This window comes from Streptomyces sp. NPDC002076, from assembly GCF_053593835.1.
The window spans coordinates 30779-46899 of sequence record NZ_JBSFDI010000031.1; the positions used below are offsets into that span (position 1 = coordinate 30779).

Annotated in this window: 1 protein-coding gene; it reads right to left on the minus strand. The window is 74.4% G+C overall.

Annotated elements, in window-relative coordinates; translation table 11 throughout:
• Nucleotides 1-13 precede the first annotated feature (13 nt).
• Nucleotides 14-16111 carry an SDR family NAD(P)-dependent oxidoreductase gene (locus ACWCQS_RS41045; RefSeq protein ID WP_451009231.1) on the minus strand — a complete coding sequence of 5366 codons (16098 nt, stop codon included), beginning with the start codon at nucleotides 16109-16111 and terminating at the stop codon, nucleotides 14-16.
• Between the last annotated feature and the right edge of the window lie 10 nt (nucleotides 16112-16121).

Here is a 16121-nt window from a genome sequence, read left to right on the forward strand (position 1 = left end):
GTCGGGTCCTTTCTCAGGACGAGCCGAGCTCGTCGTCGAGCAGGTCGAAAAGCTCGTCATCTGTGGCTGTTTCAAGATCGTTGTCTGGGTCGGCGGCGTCGTCCGCCGGCCCCTGGGCGTCGTCCCACCTGGCCATCAGGGCCTGCAGGCGCATGGTGATCCGCGAACGGGTGACGCTGTCCGGTGCCGTCTCGCCGGAGCTCAGTCCGGCCAGTGCGGCTTCGAGACGGTCGAGGTCGCCGAACACGGACGGGGCACCATCCGGCTGCGGGAGCCGCGTGCGGAGGTGACCGGCCAGGGCGCCGGGCGTGGGGTAGTCGAAGACCAGGGTGGCGGCGAGCCGCAGTCCGGTGGCCCCGCTCAGGCGGTTGCGCAGTTCCACCGCGGTCAGCGAGTCGAAGCCGAGTTCCTTGAAGGCCGCGTCCGGCTCGACCGCGGCCGCCTGCTGGTGTCCGAGCACGGCGGCCACCTGGGTGCGTACCAGATCGAGCAGGATCCGGTCCCGTTCGGCCGCGGACAGTCCGGCGAGGCGTTCGGCGAAGGTCCGCGTGTCGGAGTCGCTCGTGCCCGCGGCCGTACGGCGCCGGGGGGCACGGACCAGTCCGCGCATCAGCGGCGGCACTGTCCCGGCGCCCCCGCCGGCCGCGGCCGGCGGACGGCCGAGGTCGAGGCGGGCGGCCACCAGCAGCCCCTCCTCCAGCGCACCGGCCAGGTCGAACAGCGCCAGGCCTTCGTCGGTGCCAAGGGCGGACATGCTGCCCCTGCTGATCCGCTGCCGGCCGACCTCGTCCAGCGTGGCCGCCATGCCGTCACCCTCGCCCCACAGCCCCCAGGCGACGGACACCGCCGGAAGACCCTGGGCACGGCGGTGCAGGGCGAGCGCGTCGAGGAAGGTGTTCGCCGCAGCGTAGTTGGCCTGCCCGGGGTTGCCGAAGACACCCGCTGCGGAGGAGAACAGCACGAACGCCGACAGGTCGTGACCGCGGGTCAGCTCGTGCAGGTTCCAGGCCGCGTCCACCTTGGGCCGCATGACGCGCTCGACGCGCTCGGAGGTGAGCGCTTCGACGACACCGTCGTCCAGCACGCCGGCGGAGTGCACGACGGCGGTGAGCGGATGCTCCTCCGGGATCGCGTCCAGGACGGCGGCCAGGGCCTCGCGGTCCGCCGTGTCACAGGCCGCCCAGGTCACCGTGGCTCCCGTCTCGCCCAGCTCGGCGGCCAGTTCACGGGCGCCGTCGGCCGCCGCGCCGCGCCGGCTGACCAGCAGCAGGTGCCGCACTCCGTGCGCGGTGACGAGGTGCCGGGCCAGCAGGCGGCCGAGCGTTCCGGTGGCGCCGGTGATCAGTACCGTCCCCTCGGGGTCGAGGTCCGGTCGCGGCCGGACCTCGGTGGACGGGACCCTGGCGAGCCGCGGCACGTGGACCGAACCGGCGCGCACGGCGAGCTGTGCCTCGTCGGACGCTCCGGTCAGGACGCCGGCCAGCGCCTGGAGCGGGCCGTCCTCGCCGTCGAGGTCGAGCAGCAGGAACCGGCCCGGATGTTCCGCCTGCGCCGACCTCACCAGTCCCCACAGGGCCGAGTGGACCAGGTCGTCGACGTCCTCGTCCGGGCCGGCGGCGACCGCGCCGCGCGTCACCAGGGCGAGCCGCGTGCCCGCCAACGGGCCCAAGGAGAAGCGGTCGTCGGCGAGCCACTCATGGACCAGCCCGAGCACCGCGCTGGTCGCCTCGCGGGCCGCGGCGGCGACACCGGCGGTGCGGGCCAGGTCGGGTACGCAGGAGGAGAACACGATCTCCGGTGCCGGATCCCCGTCGGCGACGGCGTCGGCGAGCGCCCGCAGGTCGTCGTACGCGGCGACCTGTCCGCCGGCTCGCTTCAGGGCGGCACCCAGCTTCAGGTCGTCGCCGCCCGCGACGGCCCACCTCGGCAGGCCGTCCGCGGCGGGCGCGTACGCCTCACCGGCTGCGGGCAGCGGCGTCCAGTCGAGGCGCCACAGGGCGTCATGGTGACCCCGACCGGCGTGGTCGGCGACGAGCGGGCGCAGCACGAGCGAGTCCACCGAGGCGACCGGTGCCCCGGTCTCGTCGGCCAACGTCAGGGAGACGGCGTCCGTACCGGCCGGCGACACCCTCACGCGCACCGCCGTCGCGCCCTCGGCGTGCAGCCGTACGCCTTCCCAGGCGAACGGCAGCCGGGCCGTGCGAGGTTCGGCCGTGTCCTCGTCCGCCGGGAAGAAGTCGCCCAGCCCGATGGCGTGCAGGGCCGCGTCGAACAGCGCCGGGTGGAGCCCGTAGGCACCGGCCTCGTCCCGCTGTTCCCCGGCGAGCGCCACCTCGGCGAACACTTCGCCGTCGGCCCGCCAGGCGGCGCGCAGACCCTGGAAGGCCGGGCCGTAGCCGAGTCCCAGGGCGGCGAGATCGTCGTACAGCCCGTCGACGTCGACGGTCTCGGCACCGGGTGGCGGCCACTCGGGTACCGCCTGCGCGATGGCAGGCTCCAGCGGGGCACCGGCCAGGACACCAGCGGCGTGCCGGGTCCACGGCTCGTCGGCGGACGCGTCCTGAGGGCGCGAATACAGCCCAAGGGAGCGGTGTTCGGACTGGTCCGGCTCCCCTACGGTCAACCGCAGCTGGAGCGCGCCCCGTTCGGGCAGCACCATGGGAGCTTCGAGGACGAGCTGTTCGACCAGGTCGCAGCCCACCTGATCCCCGGCGCACACTGCCAGCTCGACCATCGCGGCGCCCGGCAGCAGCACGGCACCCGACACCGTGTGCTCCGCGAGCCAGGGGGGCGTGTCGAGGGACAGCCGCCCGGTGAACACGAACCCTTCGCGGTCCGGCAGTTCCGCCGCGGCACCGAGCAACGGATGCCCGGCCGCCTCCAACCCGGCCGACACCACATCACCCACCCAGCCCGCCGGCGCCTCCAACCAGAAACGCCGGTGCTGGAAGGCATACGTGGGCAGGTCGACGCGTCGGGCGCCGGTGCCGGCGTAGTAGGCCTGCCAGTCGACCGCGATGCCCCGGGTGTGGGCGTGCGCGAGGGCCGTGGTCAGGGTTTCCGGCTCCGGACGGCCCGCGCGGAGCACCGGTACGAACGCGTGGTCCTCGCCGGTCACGCAGTCCTGCGCCATCGCCGACAGGACACCGTCGGGGCCGAGCTCGATGAACGTGGTGACGTTCTGGGCCTCCAGCTCCCGGACTCCGTCGTGGAAACGGACCGCCTCACGGACATGGCGGACCCAGAAGCCGGAGCTGGTGATCTCCTCCGCGGTCGCGAGAGCGCCGGTGAGGTTCGAGACGACCGGGATGCGCGGAGCCTCGTACGACAGGCCCTCGGCAACCCGGCGGAACGCCTCCAGCATGCCGTCCATGTGCGGCGAGTGGAAGGCGTGACTGACCGTCAGGCGCTTGGTCTTCCGGCCCTGCGCCTCGAAGGAAGCGGCGATGTCCAGTACGGCGTCCTCGTCACCGGCCACGACCACGGAGGTGGGGCCGTTGACGGCGGCGATGCTCACGGTGTCGGTCAGGTACGGCGTGACCTCGTCCTCGGTCGCCTGGACGGCCACCATCGCGCCACCGGCGGGCAGCTCCTGCATCAGCCGGCCGCGCGCAGCGACCAGGGTGCAGGCGTCCTCCAGCGAGAGCACACCCGCACAATGCGCCGCCGCGATCTCACCGATCGAATGACCGGAGACGAAGTCCGGCCTGATACGCCACGATTCCAGCAGCCGGAACAGCGCCACCTCCACCGCGAACAGGGCGGGCTGCGTATACGCCGTCTGGTCGATCAGCTGAGCGTCATCGCCGAACACCGCTTCCCGCAGCGGCAGTTCGAACCGCGCGAAGACCTCGTCCAGCGCATCGGCGAACACGGGGTAGGCGTCGTACAGCTCCCGGCCCATGCCGAGCCGCTGGCTGCCCTGCCCGGTGAACAGGAACGCCGTCTTGCCCGCCACCACGGACCCGGTCACCAGGCCGGCCGCCGCACCGCGTCCCTCGGCCAGAGCCCCAAGCCCCGCCAGCAGACCGTCACGGCCACCCGCCACGACCACCGCACGCCGGTCGAACGCGGCCCTGTGGGCCGCGAGCGAGTAGCCGACGTCCACGGGGGCATACTCCTCGCCGGCGTCGAGCAGGTGGGCGCGCAGTCGTTCCGCCTGGGCCCCGAGCGCGTCCTCGGTCCGGCCGGAGAGCACCCACGGCACCACCGGCGGTGCCGCCTCGGGAGCGGGCTTGTCCGTGGCCGCGGGCGGCTGCTCGATGATCGTGTGGGCGTTGGTGCCGCTGAAGCCGAACGAGGAGATGGCGGCCCGGCGCGGGCGGCCGGTCTCCGGCCAGTCCCGGGCCTCGGTCAGCAGCGACACCTCGCCCGCCGCCCAGTCCACGTGCGGCGTCGGCTCGTCCACGTGCAGGGTCCGCGGCAGCACACCGTGCCGCATCGCCATCACCATCTTGATGACGCCCGCCACGCCGGCCGCGGCCTGCGTGTGACCGATGTTCGACTTGATCGATCCCAGCCACAACGGCCGGTCCTCGCCACGCTCCTGCCCGTAGGTGGCCAGCAGCGCCTGCGCCTCGATCGGGTCACCCAGCGTCGTACCCGTACCGTGCGCCTCCACCGCGTCCACGTCCGACGCCGCCAGACCCGCCGACGCCAGCGCCTGCCGGATCACCCGCTGCTGCGACGGACCGTTCGGCGCCGTCAGACCATTGCTCGCACCATCCTGATTCACCGCCGAGCCGCGGACCACCGCCAGCACCGGGTGACCGTTACGGCGGGCATCCGACAGCCGCTCCACCAGCAACACACCCGCGCCTTCGGACCAGCCGGTGCCGTCCGCGTCCGCGCCGAACGCCTTGCAGCGGCCGTCCGCGGCGAGCCCGCGCTGCCGGCTGAACTCCACGAAGGGCGCCGGTGTCGCCATCACCGTGACACCGCCCGCCAGTGCGAGCGAGCATTCACCGTTGCGCAGCGCCTGGACCGCCAGGTGCAGGGCGACCAGCGACGAGGAGCAGGCCGTGTCGACCGTGACGGCCGGGCCCTCCAGGCCGAAGGTGTAGGCGAGCCGTCCGGAGACCACGCTAGCGGCGTTGCCCGTGCCCAGGAAGCCCTCGACTCCCTCGGGCAGGGCCGACAGCCGGGACGCGTAGTCGTGGTACATCACACCGGCGAACACACCGGTCCGGCTGCCGCGCAGCGAGGCCGGGTCGATCCCGGCCCGCTCGAAGGCCTCCCAGGAGGTTTCCAGGAGCAGCCGCTGCTGCGGGTCCATCGCCACGGCCTCGCGCGGGCTGATCCCGAAGAACGCGGCGTCGAAGTGCGCGGCGTCGTCGACGAAGCCACCGCGGAGGGTGTAGCTGGTGCCGGTGCGGTCGGGATCGGTGTGGTAGAGCGCGTCGAGGTCCCAGCCGCGGTCGTCCGGGAACTCCGCGATGGCGTCATGGCCCTCCGCCACCAGGCGCCACAGGTCCTCGGGGGTGCGTACTCCGCCCGGGTACCGGCAGGCGAGTCCGACGATGGCGATGGGGTCGCCGTCGCCGGAGGCGGTCGTCGCGGTGTCCGGCGTGGCCGTCGCGCGGGGGTCGGTGCCGAGCAGCTCTCCGTACAGGAACTCGGCGAGGACCACGGGCGTCGGGTGGTCGAACACCAGGGTGGCGGGCAGCCGCAGACCGGTGGCGCTGCCGATCCGGTTGCGCAGTTCGACCGCTGTCAGCGAGTCGAAGCCCAGCTCGCGGAAGGAGCGGTCCGTCTCGATCAGGTGTGCGGCGTCGTAGGCCAGCACGGCGGCGACCTGGGCTCGGACGAGGTCCAGCAGCACGCTGTGCCGTTCCTCGTCGGGCAGTCCGGCGAGCCGCTGGGCGAGCGAGCCTGCGCCGGGCTGTCCGGTGCTCTCCGTGCTGCGACGCGGGCGGGCCGGGACCAGGCCGCGCAGCAGCGGCGGTACGTCGTCCGCGTGTGCGCCAAGTGCGGCGGTGTCCAGCCGTATCGGAACGAGCAGCGGCTGCTCGCCCGGTGCGAGTGCGGCGTCGAGGAGGTCGAGTCCCTCCTCGGTGGTGAGGGCGGTGACGCCGCCGCGGCTCATCCGGTCCAGGTCGGCCCGGTCCAACTCGCCGGTCATCGCGCCGGGTTCGGCCCACAGCCCCCAGGCGAGGGAGACGGCCGGGAGACCCTGGGCGCGGCGGTGGTGGGCGAGGGCGTCGAGGAACGTGTTGGCGGCGGCGTAGTTCGCCTGGCCCGGGCTGCCGAACAGGCCGGCGGCCGAGGAGAACAGCACGAACGCCGACAGGTCGTGGTCGCAGGTGAGTTCGTGCAGGTTGAGGGCGGCGTCGGCCTTGGGGCGCAGGAGCCGTTCGACGCGTTCCGGGGTCAGCGATCCTATGGTCCCGTCGTCGAGCACCCCCGCGCAGTGGATCACCGCGGTGAGCGGATGCGCCGCGGGGACGGTGTGCAGCAGGGCGGCCAGCGCGTCCCGGTCGGCGGCGTCGCAGGCGACGAGCCGGACGGTGGCTGCGCCCGAGTCGTGCAGGTCGGCCAGGAGGTCTGTCGCCCCCTCGGCGTCGGTGCCGCGGCGGCTGGTCAGCAGCAGGTGCCGTACGCCGTGCTCGGCCACCAGGTGCCGGGCCACCAGGCGGCCCAGGGTGCCGGTGGCCCCGGTGAGCAGGACGGTGCCGTCCGGGTCGAGGCGGGAGGCGTCGGCCGTCGCGGTGGCGCGGGCCAGCCGGGGTGCCAGCAATCGGCCCTTGCGCAGGGCCAGTTGTGGTTCGTCCGTGGTGAGGGCGGCGGGCAGTGCGGGGTGGGCGAGGCCATCGGAGTCGATCAGCAGGAAACGGCCGGGGTGCTCCGACTGGGCCGATCGCACCAGGCCCCATACGGCGGCGTGCGTCAGGTCGGTGACGTCCTCGCCGGGCCCTGTGGCCACCGCGCCCCGGGTGACGAAGGCGAGGCGGGACGCGGCGAACCGCTCGTCGGCCAGCCAGAGGTGGACGGCGGCGAGGGCCGCGACGGCGGCGCCGCGCACGGCCTCGGCGCGGTCGGTACCGGCGGGGGCGGGAGGGGTCAGGGGGAGGATCACGGTCTCCGGCGCGGGTGCGCCGGAGGCGATGTCGGCCACCAGGGACGCGAGATCGGCGTGTACGGAGGCGTGGATGCCGAGGCTCCGCAGGTCGTCGTCGGTACCGACGACGGCCCGGTCCCCGGTGGACGAGGCCGCCGGCACGGCGACGGGTGTCCAGTCCAGGCGGAACAGCGACCGGCGGTGACCGGCGCGGATGCCCTCGGCCGGGAGCGTCCGGAGCACCAGGGAGCCGACGGACGCGACCGGCCGTCCGGTGCCGTCGGCCACGTCCAGGGCGACGCCGTCCGGGCCGGCCTTCGTCAGCCGCACCCGAAGCGTGGAGGCACCCCCCGCGTGCAGGGTCACACCGCTCCAGGAGAACGGCAGCCGTGCCGTGCCGTCCGCGTCGTCGGCGGTGAGGGAGCCGCCCAGTCCGACGGCGTGCAGCACCGCGTCCAGCAGCGCCGGGTGGACGCCGTAGTCGCCCGCCTGTGGCCGTTCGTCCTGCGGCAGTTCGACCTCGGCGAAGACGTCTTCGCCCCGCACCCACGCGGCCCGCAGCCCCTGGAACGCCGGGCCGTAGTGCAGACCGGCGGCGGCCAGGTCCGCGTACCGTCCCTCCAGCGCGACGGGGGTGGCGTGCGGCGGCGGCCACGCCGCCAGGTCGAAGGAGGCCGCGTCGGCGCCGGTGGCCAGGGTGCCGTCGGCGTGCCGGGTCCACGGCTCCTCGGCGGCCGCGCTCTCCGGGCGCGAGTGAACGGTGACCCGGCGCCGGCCGGTGTCGTCCGGGGCGCCCAGCACGAGCTGCACGTGCACCGCGCCGTGCTCCGGCAGGATCAGCGGTGCTTCGAGGACGAGTTCCTCCAGCCGGTCGCAGCCTACCTGGCCGCCGGCGTGGGTGACGAGTTCGACGAACGCCGTGCCCGGCAGCAGCACCGAGCCCGACACGACGTGGTCGGCGAGCCACGGGTGGGTGCGCGGCGACAGCCGGCCGGTGAACACCGTCCCGTCGTCGTCGGCGAGTTCCACCGCCGCGCCGAGCAGCGGGTGCCCGGCCGCCGCCAGTCCGAGCGCGGCCGGGTCGCCGCCGGCACGGCCGGCCGGCGACGGCCAGTACCTGCGGTGCTGGAAGGCGTAGGTGGGCAGATCGACGCGGTCGGCTCCGGTGCCCGCGAACACCGCCTCCCAGTCCGGCTGTGCGCCGTGCGTCTGGGCGAAGGCGAGTGCGGCCGTCAGGGTGCCGGTCTCCGGCCGGTCGCCGCGCAGGGTGGGGGCGCAGGCGGTGCCCTCGCCGGTGACGCACTCCTGCGCCAGCGCGGACAGTACACCGTCGGGCCCGAGTTCGACGAAGGTGGTGACGCCCTGGTCCTCGAGGGCCCGGACGGCGGCGCAGAAGCGGACCGTCTCGCGTACATGCCGCACCCAGTGGCCCGGGGTGCGGATCTCCTCCGCGGTGACGAGGGCGCCGTTGAGGGTGGACACGATGGGGATGCGCGGGGCATGGAACGTCAGGCCTTCGGCGACCTCGCGGAAGGCGTCCAGCATGCCGTCCATGTGCGGGGAGTGGAAGGCGTGACTGACCGTCAGCCGCTTGGTCTTGCGGTCCCGCTCCTCGAAGGCCGCGGCGATGCCGAGCACGGCGCCCTCGTCGCCGGAGACGACCACGGACGCGGGGCCGTTGACCGCGGCGATGCTCGCGGCGTCGGTCAGGTACGGGGTGATCTCGTCCTCGGTGGCCTGCACCGCCACCATCGCGCCGCCGGACGGCAGTTCCTGCATCAGCCGGCCACGGGCGGCGACCAGCGCGCAGGCGTCCTCCAGCGACAGCACCCCCGCACAGTGGGCGGCCGCCAGTTCGCCGATGGAGTGCCCGGCGAGGAAGTCGGGGGTGAGCCCCCACTCCTGGAGCCGGCGGAACAGTGCCACCTCCAGCGCGAAGAGTCCGGCCTGGCTGTACGCCGTCTGGTCCAGGGGTTCGCGTTCGGTGCCGAACAGGACGTCCTTCAGCGGGTGTTCCAGGTGCCGGTCCAGCTCCGCGCAGACCGCGTCCAGGGCTGCCGCGAAGGCGGGGTGGGCGGCATGCAGCTCGCGGCCCATACCGGGGCGCTGGCTTCCCTGGCCGGTGAACAGGAACGCGGTACGGCCGCCCGAGGCTGCGCGGCCGCGCAGCAGGCCCGCCGCCGGTGTGCCGTCGGCCAGCGCGGTCAGGCCCGCGAGCAGGGTGTCCCGGTCGTGGCCGACGACGGCGGCACGGTGTGCCAGTGCGGCGCGCCCGGCGGCCAGCGTGTATCCGACGTCGGCCGGCCGCAGCCCGGGATGGGCGGCCAGGTGGCCGCGCAGCCGGTCGGCCTGGGCGCGCAGGGCGTCCTCGGTCCCGGCCGACAGCGGCCAGATCAGGTCCGGTGCCCGGACGGGCTCCGGCTGGGGGTGTGCGCGCGCGACGGCCGCCGGGGCCTGCTCGATGATGGTGTGGGCGTTGGTACCGCTGATGCCGAAGGACGAGACCGCGGCGCGGCGGGGCCGGCCGGTCTCGGGCCACGGGCGGGCCTCGGTCAGCAGTTCCACCGCGCCCGCCCGCCAGTCCACGTGCGGCGAGGGTTCGTCGACGTGCAGGGTCCGCGGCAGGACGCCGTGCCGCATCGCCATGACCATCTTGATGATCCCGGCGACACCCGCGGCGGCCTGCGTGTGACCGAAGTTGGACTTGACGGAGCCCAGCCACAGCGGCCGGTCCTCGGCATGCTCCTGCCCGTAGGTGGCCAGGAGCGCCTGCGCCTCGATCGGGTCGCCAAGGCTCGTACCGGTGCCGTGCGCCTCCACCGCGTCGACGTCCGCGGCCGACAGCCGGGCATTGGCCAGCGCCTGCCGGATCACCCGCTGCTGCGACGGACCGTTCGGCGCGGTCAGGCCGTTGCTCGCACCGTCCTGATTCACCGCCGTACCGCGGACCACCGCCAGCACGGGATGGCCGTTCTTCCGGGCGTCCGACAGTCGCTCCACCAGTAGCAGGCCCACGCCCTCGGACCAGCCGGTGCCGTCCGCGCCCGCAGCGAAGGCCTTGCAGCGGCCGTCCGCGGCGAGGCCGCGCTGGCGGCTGAAGCCGACGAAGGTGCCGGGCGTCGCCATGACGGTGACGCCGCCGGCCAGGGCGAGCGTGCACTCGCCGGTGCGCAGCGCCTGGACGGCCAGGTGCAGGGCGACCAGCGACGACGAGCAGGCCGTGTCGATGGTGACCGCGGGGCCCTCCAGGCCGAAGGTGTAGGACACCCGGCCGGAGGCGATGCTGCCGGTGGCGCCCGAGCCGAGCGAGCCTTCGGCGACGCCGGGAGCCTGCTCCAGCAGCGAGGCGTAGTCGTGGTACATCACGCCGGCGAAGACGCCGGTCCGGCTGCCGCGCAGGGACGCCGGGTCGATGCCCGCGCGTTCGAACGCCTCCCAGGCGGTCTCCAGCAGCAGTCGCTGCTGCGGGTCGGTGGCGAGAGCCTCGCGCGGGCTGATGCCGAAGAGCGCGGGGTCGAAGTCGCCCGCGTCGTGCAGGAAGCCGCCCTCGCGGGTGTAACTGGTGCCGGGGTGGTCGGGGTCGGGGTGGTAGAGACCGTCGACGTCCCAGCCCCGGTCGGCCGGGAAGGGGGTGATCCCGTCGAGGCCGGCGGCGACCGCCTGCCACAGGTCCTCGGGGGTACGGACCCCGCCCGGGTAACGGCAGCTCATCGCGACGATCGCGATGGGCTCGTGGTCGTCGGCGACCACCGCGGCGGCCGTCTCGGCCGTGCGCGTGCCGATGATCTCGGCGTGCAGGTGCCGGGCGAGGACGGCGGAGGTGGGGTGGTCGAAGACCAGGGTGGCGGCGAGCCGCAGTCCGGTGGCCCCGCTCAGGCGGTTGCGCAGTTCCACCGCGGTCAGCGAGTCGAAGCCGAGTTCCTTGAAGGCCGCGTCGGGATCGACCGCGCGCGGGCCGTGGTGGCCGAGGGTCGCCGAGACATGCGTGCGCACCAGGTCCAGCAGAAGGCGTTCCTGCTCGGCCTCGCCGAGGCCGGCCAGGTCCTGCGCGAGCGAGGAGGCACCGGTGCCGGTGCCGTGGGGCTCGGCGGTCCGGCGGGCGGGGACCCGGACCAGGCCGCGCAGCAACGGCGGCACAGTGCCGGCGGCAGCGTCGGCGCGCAGCGCGGTCAGGTCGAGCCGGGCGGGAACCAGCAGGGCTTCGCAGGACGAGGCGGCCGCGTCCAGGAGCCGCAGGCCCTCGGCCGCGGGCAGGCCGCGCACCCCGCCGCGGTTCATCCGCTCGACGTCCGAGGCGTCCAGGCCGCCCGCCATGCCGCCGTCGGCGTCCCACAGCCCCCAGGCGAGCGACACCGCGGGCAGGCCCAGGGCGCGCCGGTGGTGGGCGAGGGCGTCCAGGAAGGTGTTGGCGGCGGCGTAGTTGGCCTGGCCGGGGCTGCCGAAGACGCCCGCGGCCGAGGAGAACAGCACGAACGACGACAGGTCCATCTCCTGTGTCAGCTCGTGCAGATGGAGTGCCGCGTGCACCTTGGGGCGCAACACGCGCCCAAGCCGCTCGGTGGTCAGCGAGCCGACGACACCGTCGTCCAGCACCCCGGCGGTGTGCAGGACGGCGGTCAGCGGATGTGCCTGGGGAACGCCGGCCAGTACGGCCGCAAGCGCGGCGCGGTCGGCGACGTCGCAGGCGGCCCAGGTGACCTGGGCGCCCGCCTGTTCCAGTGCGGCGGTCAGCCCGGTCGCGCCGGCGCCGCCGCGGCGGCTGACGAGCAGCAGGTGGCGTACCCCGTGCTCGGCCACCAGGTGGCGGGCGACGAGGCCGCCCAGTGTGCCGGTGGCGCCGGTGACGAGGACCGTGCCGTGGGGGTCGTAGGGCCGCGTGCTCGGGTCGGTGACGGCCGCGCGGGCCAGCCGCGGTGCCCGCAGCCCTCCCCCGCGCACGGCGATCTCCGGCTCGCCGCAGGCCAGGGCGGCCGGAAGCGCGGTGGAGGAACCGTCCAGGTCGACGAGGACGAAGCGCTCCGGGTGCTCCGACTGCGCCGAACGCACCAGCCCCCACAGGGCGGCGTGCGTCAGGTCGCCGGCCGTCTCGCCGCTGCCCGCGGCCACCGCGCCACGGGTGACGAAGACCAGCCGGGCGTCGGCGAACCGTTCGTCGGCCAGCCAGGACCGCAGCAGGCCCAGGGCGCGCCCGGTCGCCTCGGTCACCGCCTCGGCGCCGGTGTCCGCGTCCGGGGACGTGAACGTGGCCAGGACCGTGTCGGGCACGGTGGCCGAACCCGCGTCGAGGGCGGCTCGCAGGCCGTCCAGGTCCGCGTACCGATCCGCGTCGGCGACCGGTCCGGCCTCTCCGTCACCCAGTACGGCCCACCGGCCGGCGGGGATCACCGGGGGCACCGGGACGGCCGCCCACTCGATCCGGAAGAGCGACTCGTGGTGACCGGTGCGGACCTGATCCGGCGACACCGTGCGCAGCGTCAGCTCGTCGACGCGGGCGACGGGCCGGCCGACGGCGTCGGCGACGGTCACGGACACCGCGTCCGGCCGCCCGGTGCCCGCCAGCCGCACGCGTGCGGCCGACGCGCCGACGGCCTGCAGCGACACTCCGCTCCAGGAGAACGGCAGCCGGCCCGGGCCGTCGTCGGCCACCACTCCACCGAGCCCGAGGGCGTGCAGCGCCGAGTCCAGCAGGGCCGGGTGCAGCCCGTAGGAGCCGGCCTGCGGCCGCTGGCCGTCGCCCAGTTCGACCTCGGCGAAGATCTCCTCGCCGCGCCGCCAGGCGGCCCGCACGCCCTGGAAGTCGGGTCCGTACACGAGGCCCGCGTCGCTCAGCCCGTCGTACAGACCGTCGAGGGGCAGCGCGACCGCGCCTTCGGGGGGCCAGACCGTCAGGTCGGCGGTCCCGGCCGGCACGGTCCCCGTGGTCAGCACACCCGCGGCATGCCGGGTCCACGGCGCGTCGGCGGGCGCCTCCTCGGACCGCGAGTACACGGACAGCGAGCGCCGGCCCGACCCGTCCGGCGGGCCGACCCACAGCTGGATCTGGACCCCGGCCGTCGCGGGCAGGACCAGCGGCGCCTCGAGGGTGATCTCCTCCAGGTGGTCGCAGCCGACCTGGTCACCGGCGCGGAACGCCAGTTCCACGAAGGCAGAGCCGGGCAGCAGCACCGAGCCCATGACCGTGTGGTCGGCGAGCCACGGGTGGGTGTCGAGCGCCAGCCGGCCGGTGTAGAGGAAGCCGTCGGTGTCGGCGAGGGCGACGGCCGCCCCCAGCAGCGGGTGGTCGGCCGCGCCGAGCCCGGCCGAGGTCACGTCCCCGAGCGGGTAGCCGCTGTCCAGCCAGTACCTCTCGCGCTGGAAGGCGTAGGTCGGCAGCTCGACCTGGTGCCTCCCGGCCCCGGCGTACACCTCGCTCCACGCGATCGGCACACCTCGTACGTGGGCCTGGGCCAGAGCGGCGGCCGCACTCTCGGCCTCCGCCCGTCCCTGGCGCAGCACGGGGACGAAGGCGTGGCCGTCACCGCTGACGCAGTCCTGCGCCATCGCCGAGAGCACACCGTCCGGGCCGAGCTCGATGAAGGTGGTGACGTTCTGGGCTTCGAGCGTGCGGATGCCGTCGTGGAAACGGACCGCCTCACGGACGTGACGGACCCAGAAGTCGGGGCTGGTGAGCTCGTCCGGGGTCGCGAGGGCGCCGGTGAGGTTGGAGACGACCGGGATGCGCGGGGCCTCGTACGACAAGCCCTCGGCTACCCGGCGGAACGCCTCCAGCATCCCGTCCATGTGCGGCGAGTGGAACGCGTGACTGACCGTCAGGCGACGGGTCTTGCGCCCCTGCGCCTCGAAGCGGGCGGCGATCTCCAGTACGGCGTCCTCGTCACCGGCGACCACCACGGAGGCTGGACCGTTGACCGCCGCGATGCTCACGGCGTCCGTCAAGTACGGGGTGACCTCGTCCTCGGTCGCCTGCACCGCCACCATCGCACCACCGGACGGCAACTCCTGCATCAGCCGGCCCCGCGCGGCCACCAGCGTGCACGCGTCCTCCAGCGACAGCACACCCGCACAATGCGCCGCCGCGATCTCACCGATCGAGTGACCGGAGACGAAGTCCGGCTCGACACCCCACGATTCGAGGAGCCGGAACAGCGCCACCTCCACCGCGAACAGGGCGGGCTGCGTGTACGCCGTCCGGTCCAGAACTCCGGACTCATCGCCGAACACCGCTGCACGCAACGGCAGTTCGAACCGGGCGAAGACCTCGTCCAGCACCCGGGCGAACACGGGATGTGCGTCGTACAACTCCCGGCCCATCCCCAGCCGCTGACTGCCCTGCCCGGTGAACAGGAACGCCGTCTTCCCTGCCCTGGCCCGGCCGTGGGCCACGTTCGGGAGGGGTTGGCCGGCCACCAGTGCGTCGAGTCCGGCGAGAAGTGTGTCGAGGTCTCGGCCGACGACGACCGCGCGATGGTCGAAGGCCGCGCGGCCGGTCGCGAGGGTGCGGCCGATGTCGGCGGCGGTCGTGCCGTGGTGGGCGGTCAGGTGCGCGCGGAGCCGTTCGGCCTGGGCCCGCAGTGCCTCGGGCGTCCTGGCCGACAGCGGCCACAGGTGCGGTACGGAACCGCCGTCCGGCCGGTCCTGTACGGCGCTGTCGTCGGGCCGGTCCTCGGGAGCCTGTTCGAGCACCGTGTGGGCGTTGGTGCCGCTGATGCCGAACGAGGAGACCGCGGCCCTGCGCGGACGGCCGGTCTCCGGCCAGGTGCGCCGTTCGGTGAGCAGGGAGACCGCGCCCGCCGACCAGTCGACGTTGCGGGTCGGCTCGTCGACGTGGAGGGTCCGGGGCAGCACTCCGTGCCGCATCGCCATGACCATCTTGATGATCCCGGCGACGCCCGCGGCGGCCTGGGTGTGGCCGATGTTGGACTTGACGGAACCCAGCCACAGCGGGCGGCCGTCCTCCCGGCCCTGCCCGTAGGTGGCGAGCAGCGCCTGCGCCTCGATCGGGTCGCCGAGCGTCGTACCGGTGCCGTGCGCCTCCACGGCGTCGATGTGGGTGGGCGACAGCCGGGCGGCGGCCAGGGCCTGGCGGATGACGCGCTGCTGCGAGGGGCCGTTGGGCGCGGTAAGGCCGCTGCTCGCGCCGTCCTGGTTGACCGCGCTGCCCCGGACGAGGGCGAGCACCCGGTGGCCGTTGCGCTCGGCGTCGGACAGGCGCTCCAGGAGCAGCATGCCGGCGCCCTCGCCCCAGCCGGTGCCGTCGGCGGCGTCCGCGAAGGACTTGCAGCGGCCGTCGAGGGCGAGGCCGCGCTGACGGCTGAACTCGGTGAAGGTGCCGGGCGTCGACATGACGGTGACACCGCCGGCCAGCGCGAGCGTGCACTCGCCGGAGCGCAGCGCCTGCGCGGCCAGATGGACGGCGACGAGCGAGGAGGAACAGGCCGTGTCGATGGTGACGGCGGGGCCCTCGAGGCCGAAGGTGTAGGCCACCCGGCCCGACGCGATGCTGCCGGAGCTGCCGTTGCCCAGGAAGCCCTCGACCTCCTCCGGCACGGCGAACAGGCGGGCTCCGTAGTCGTGGTACATCACGCCGGCGAACACGCCGGTGCGGCTGCCGCGCAGTGTCGTCGGGTCGATCCCGGCCCGTTCGAACGCCTCCCAGGAGGTCTCCAGCAGCAGCCGCTGCTGCGGGTCCATCGCCAGCGCCTCACGCGGCGAGATGCCGAAGAACGCCGGGTCGAACTCGGCCGCGTCGTGCAGGAAGCCGCCCTCGCGGACGTACTCCCTGGGCCGGCCGTCGGTGTCCGGGTCCGGGTCGAAGAGGACGTCGGTGTCCCAGCCGCGGTCGGCGGGGTAGGCGGAGACCGCGTCGCCGCCGTGGGCGACGAGCTCCCACAGGTCCTCGGGGGTGTGCACCCCTCCGGGGTATCGGCAGCTCATCGCCACGATGGCGATCGGCTCGGCGTCCCGCTCCTCCACCTCGCGAAGCCGTCGTCGGGCCTCGCGCAGATCGGTCGTCGCCCGCTTGAGGTAATCGAGGTACTTCTCCTCGTTCACCATGTACGCCGTC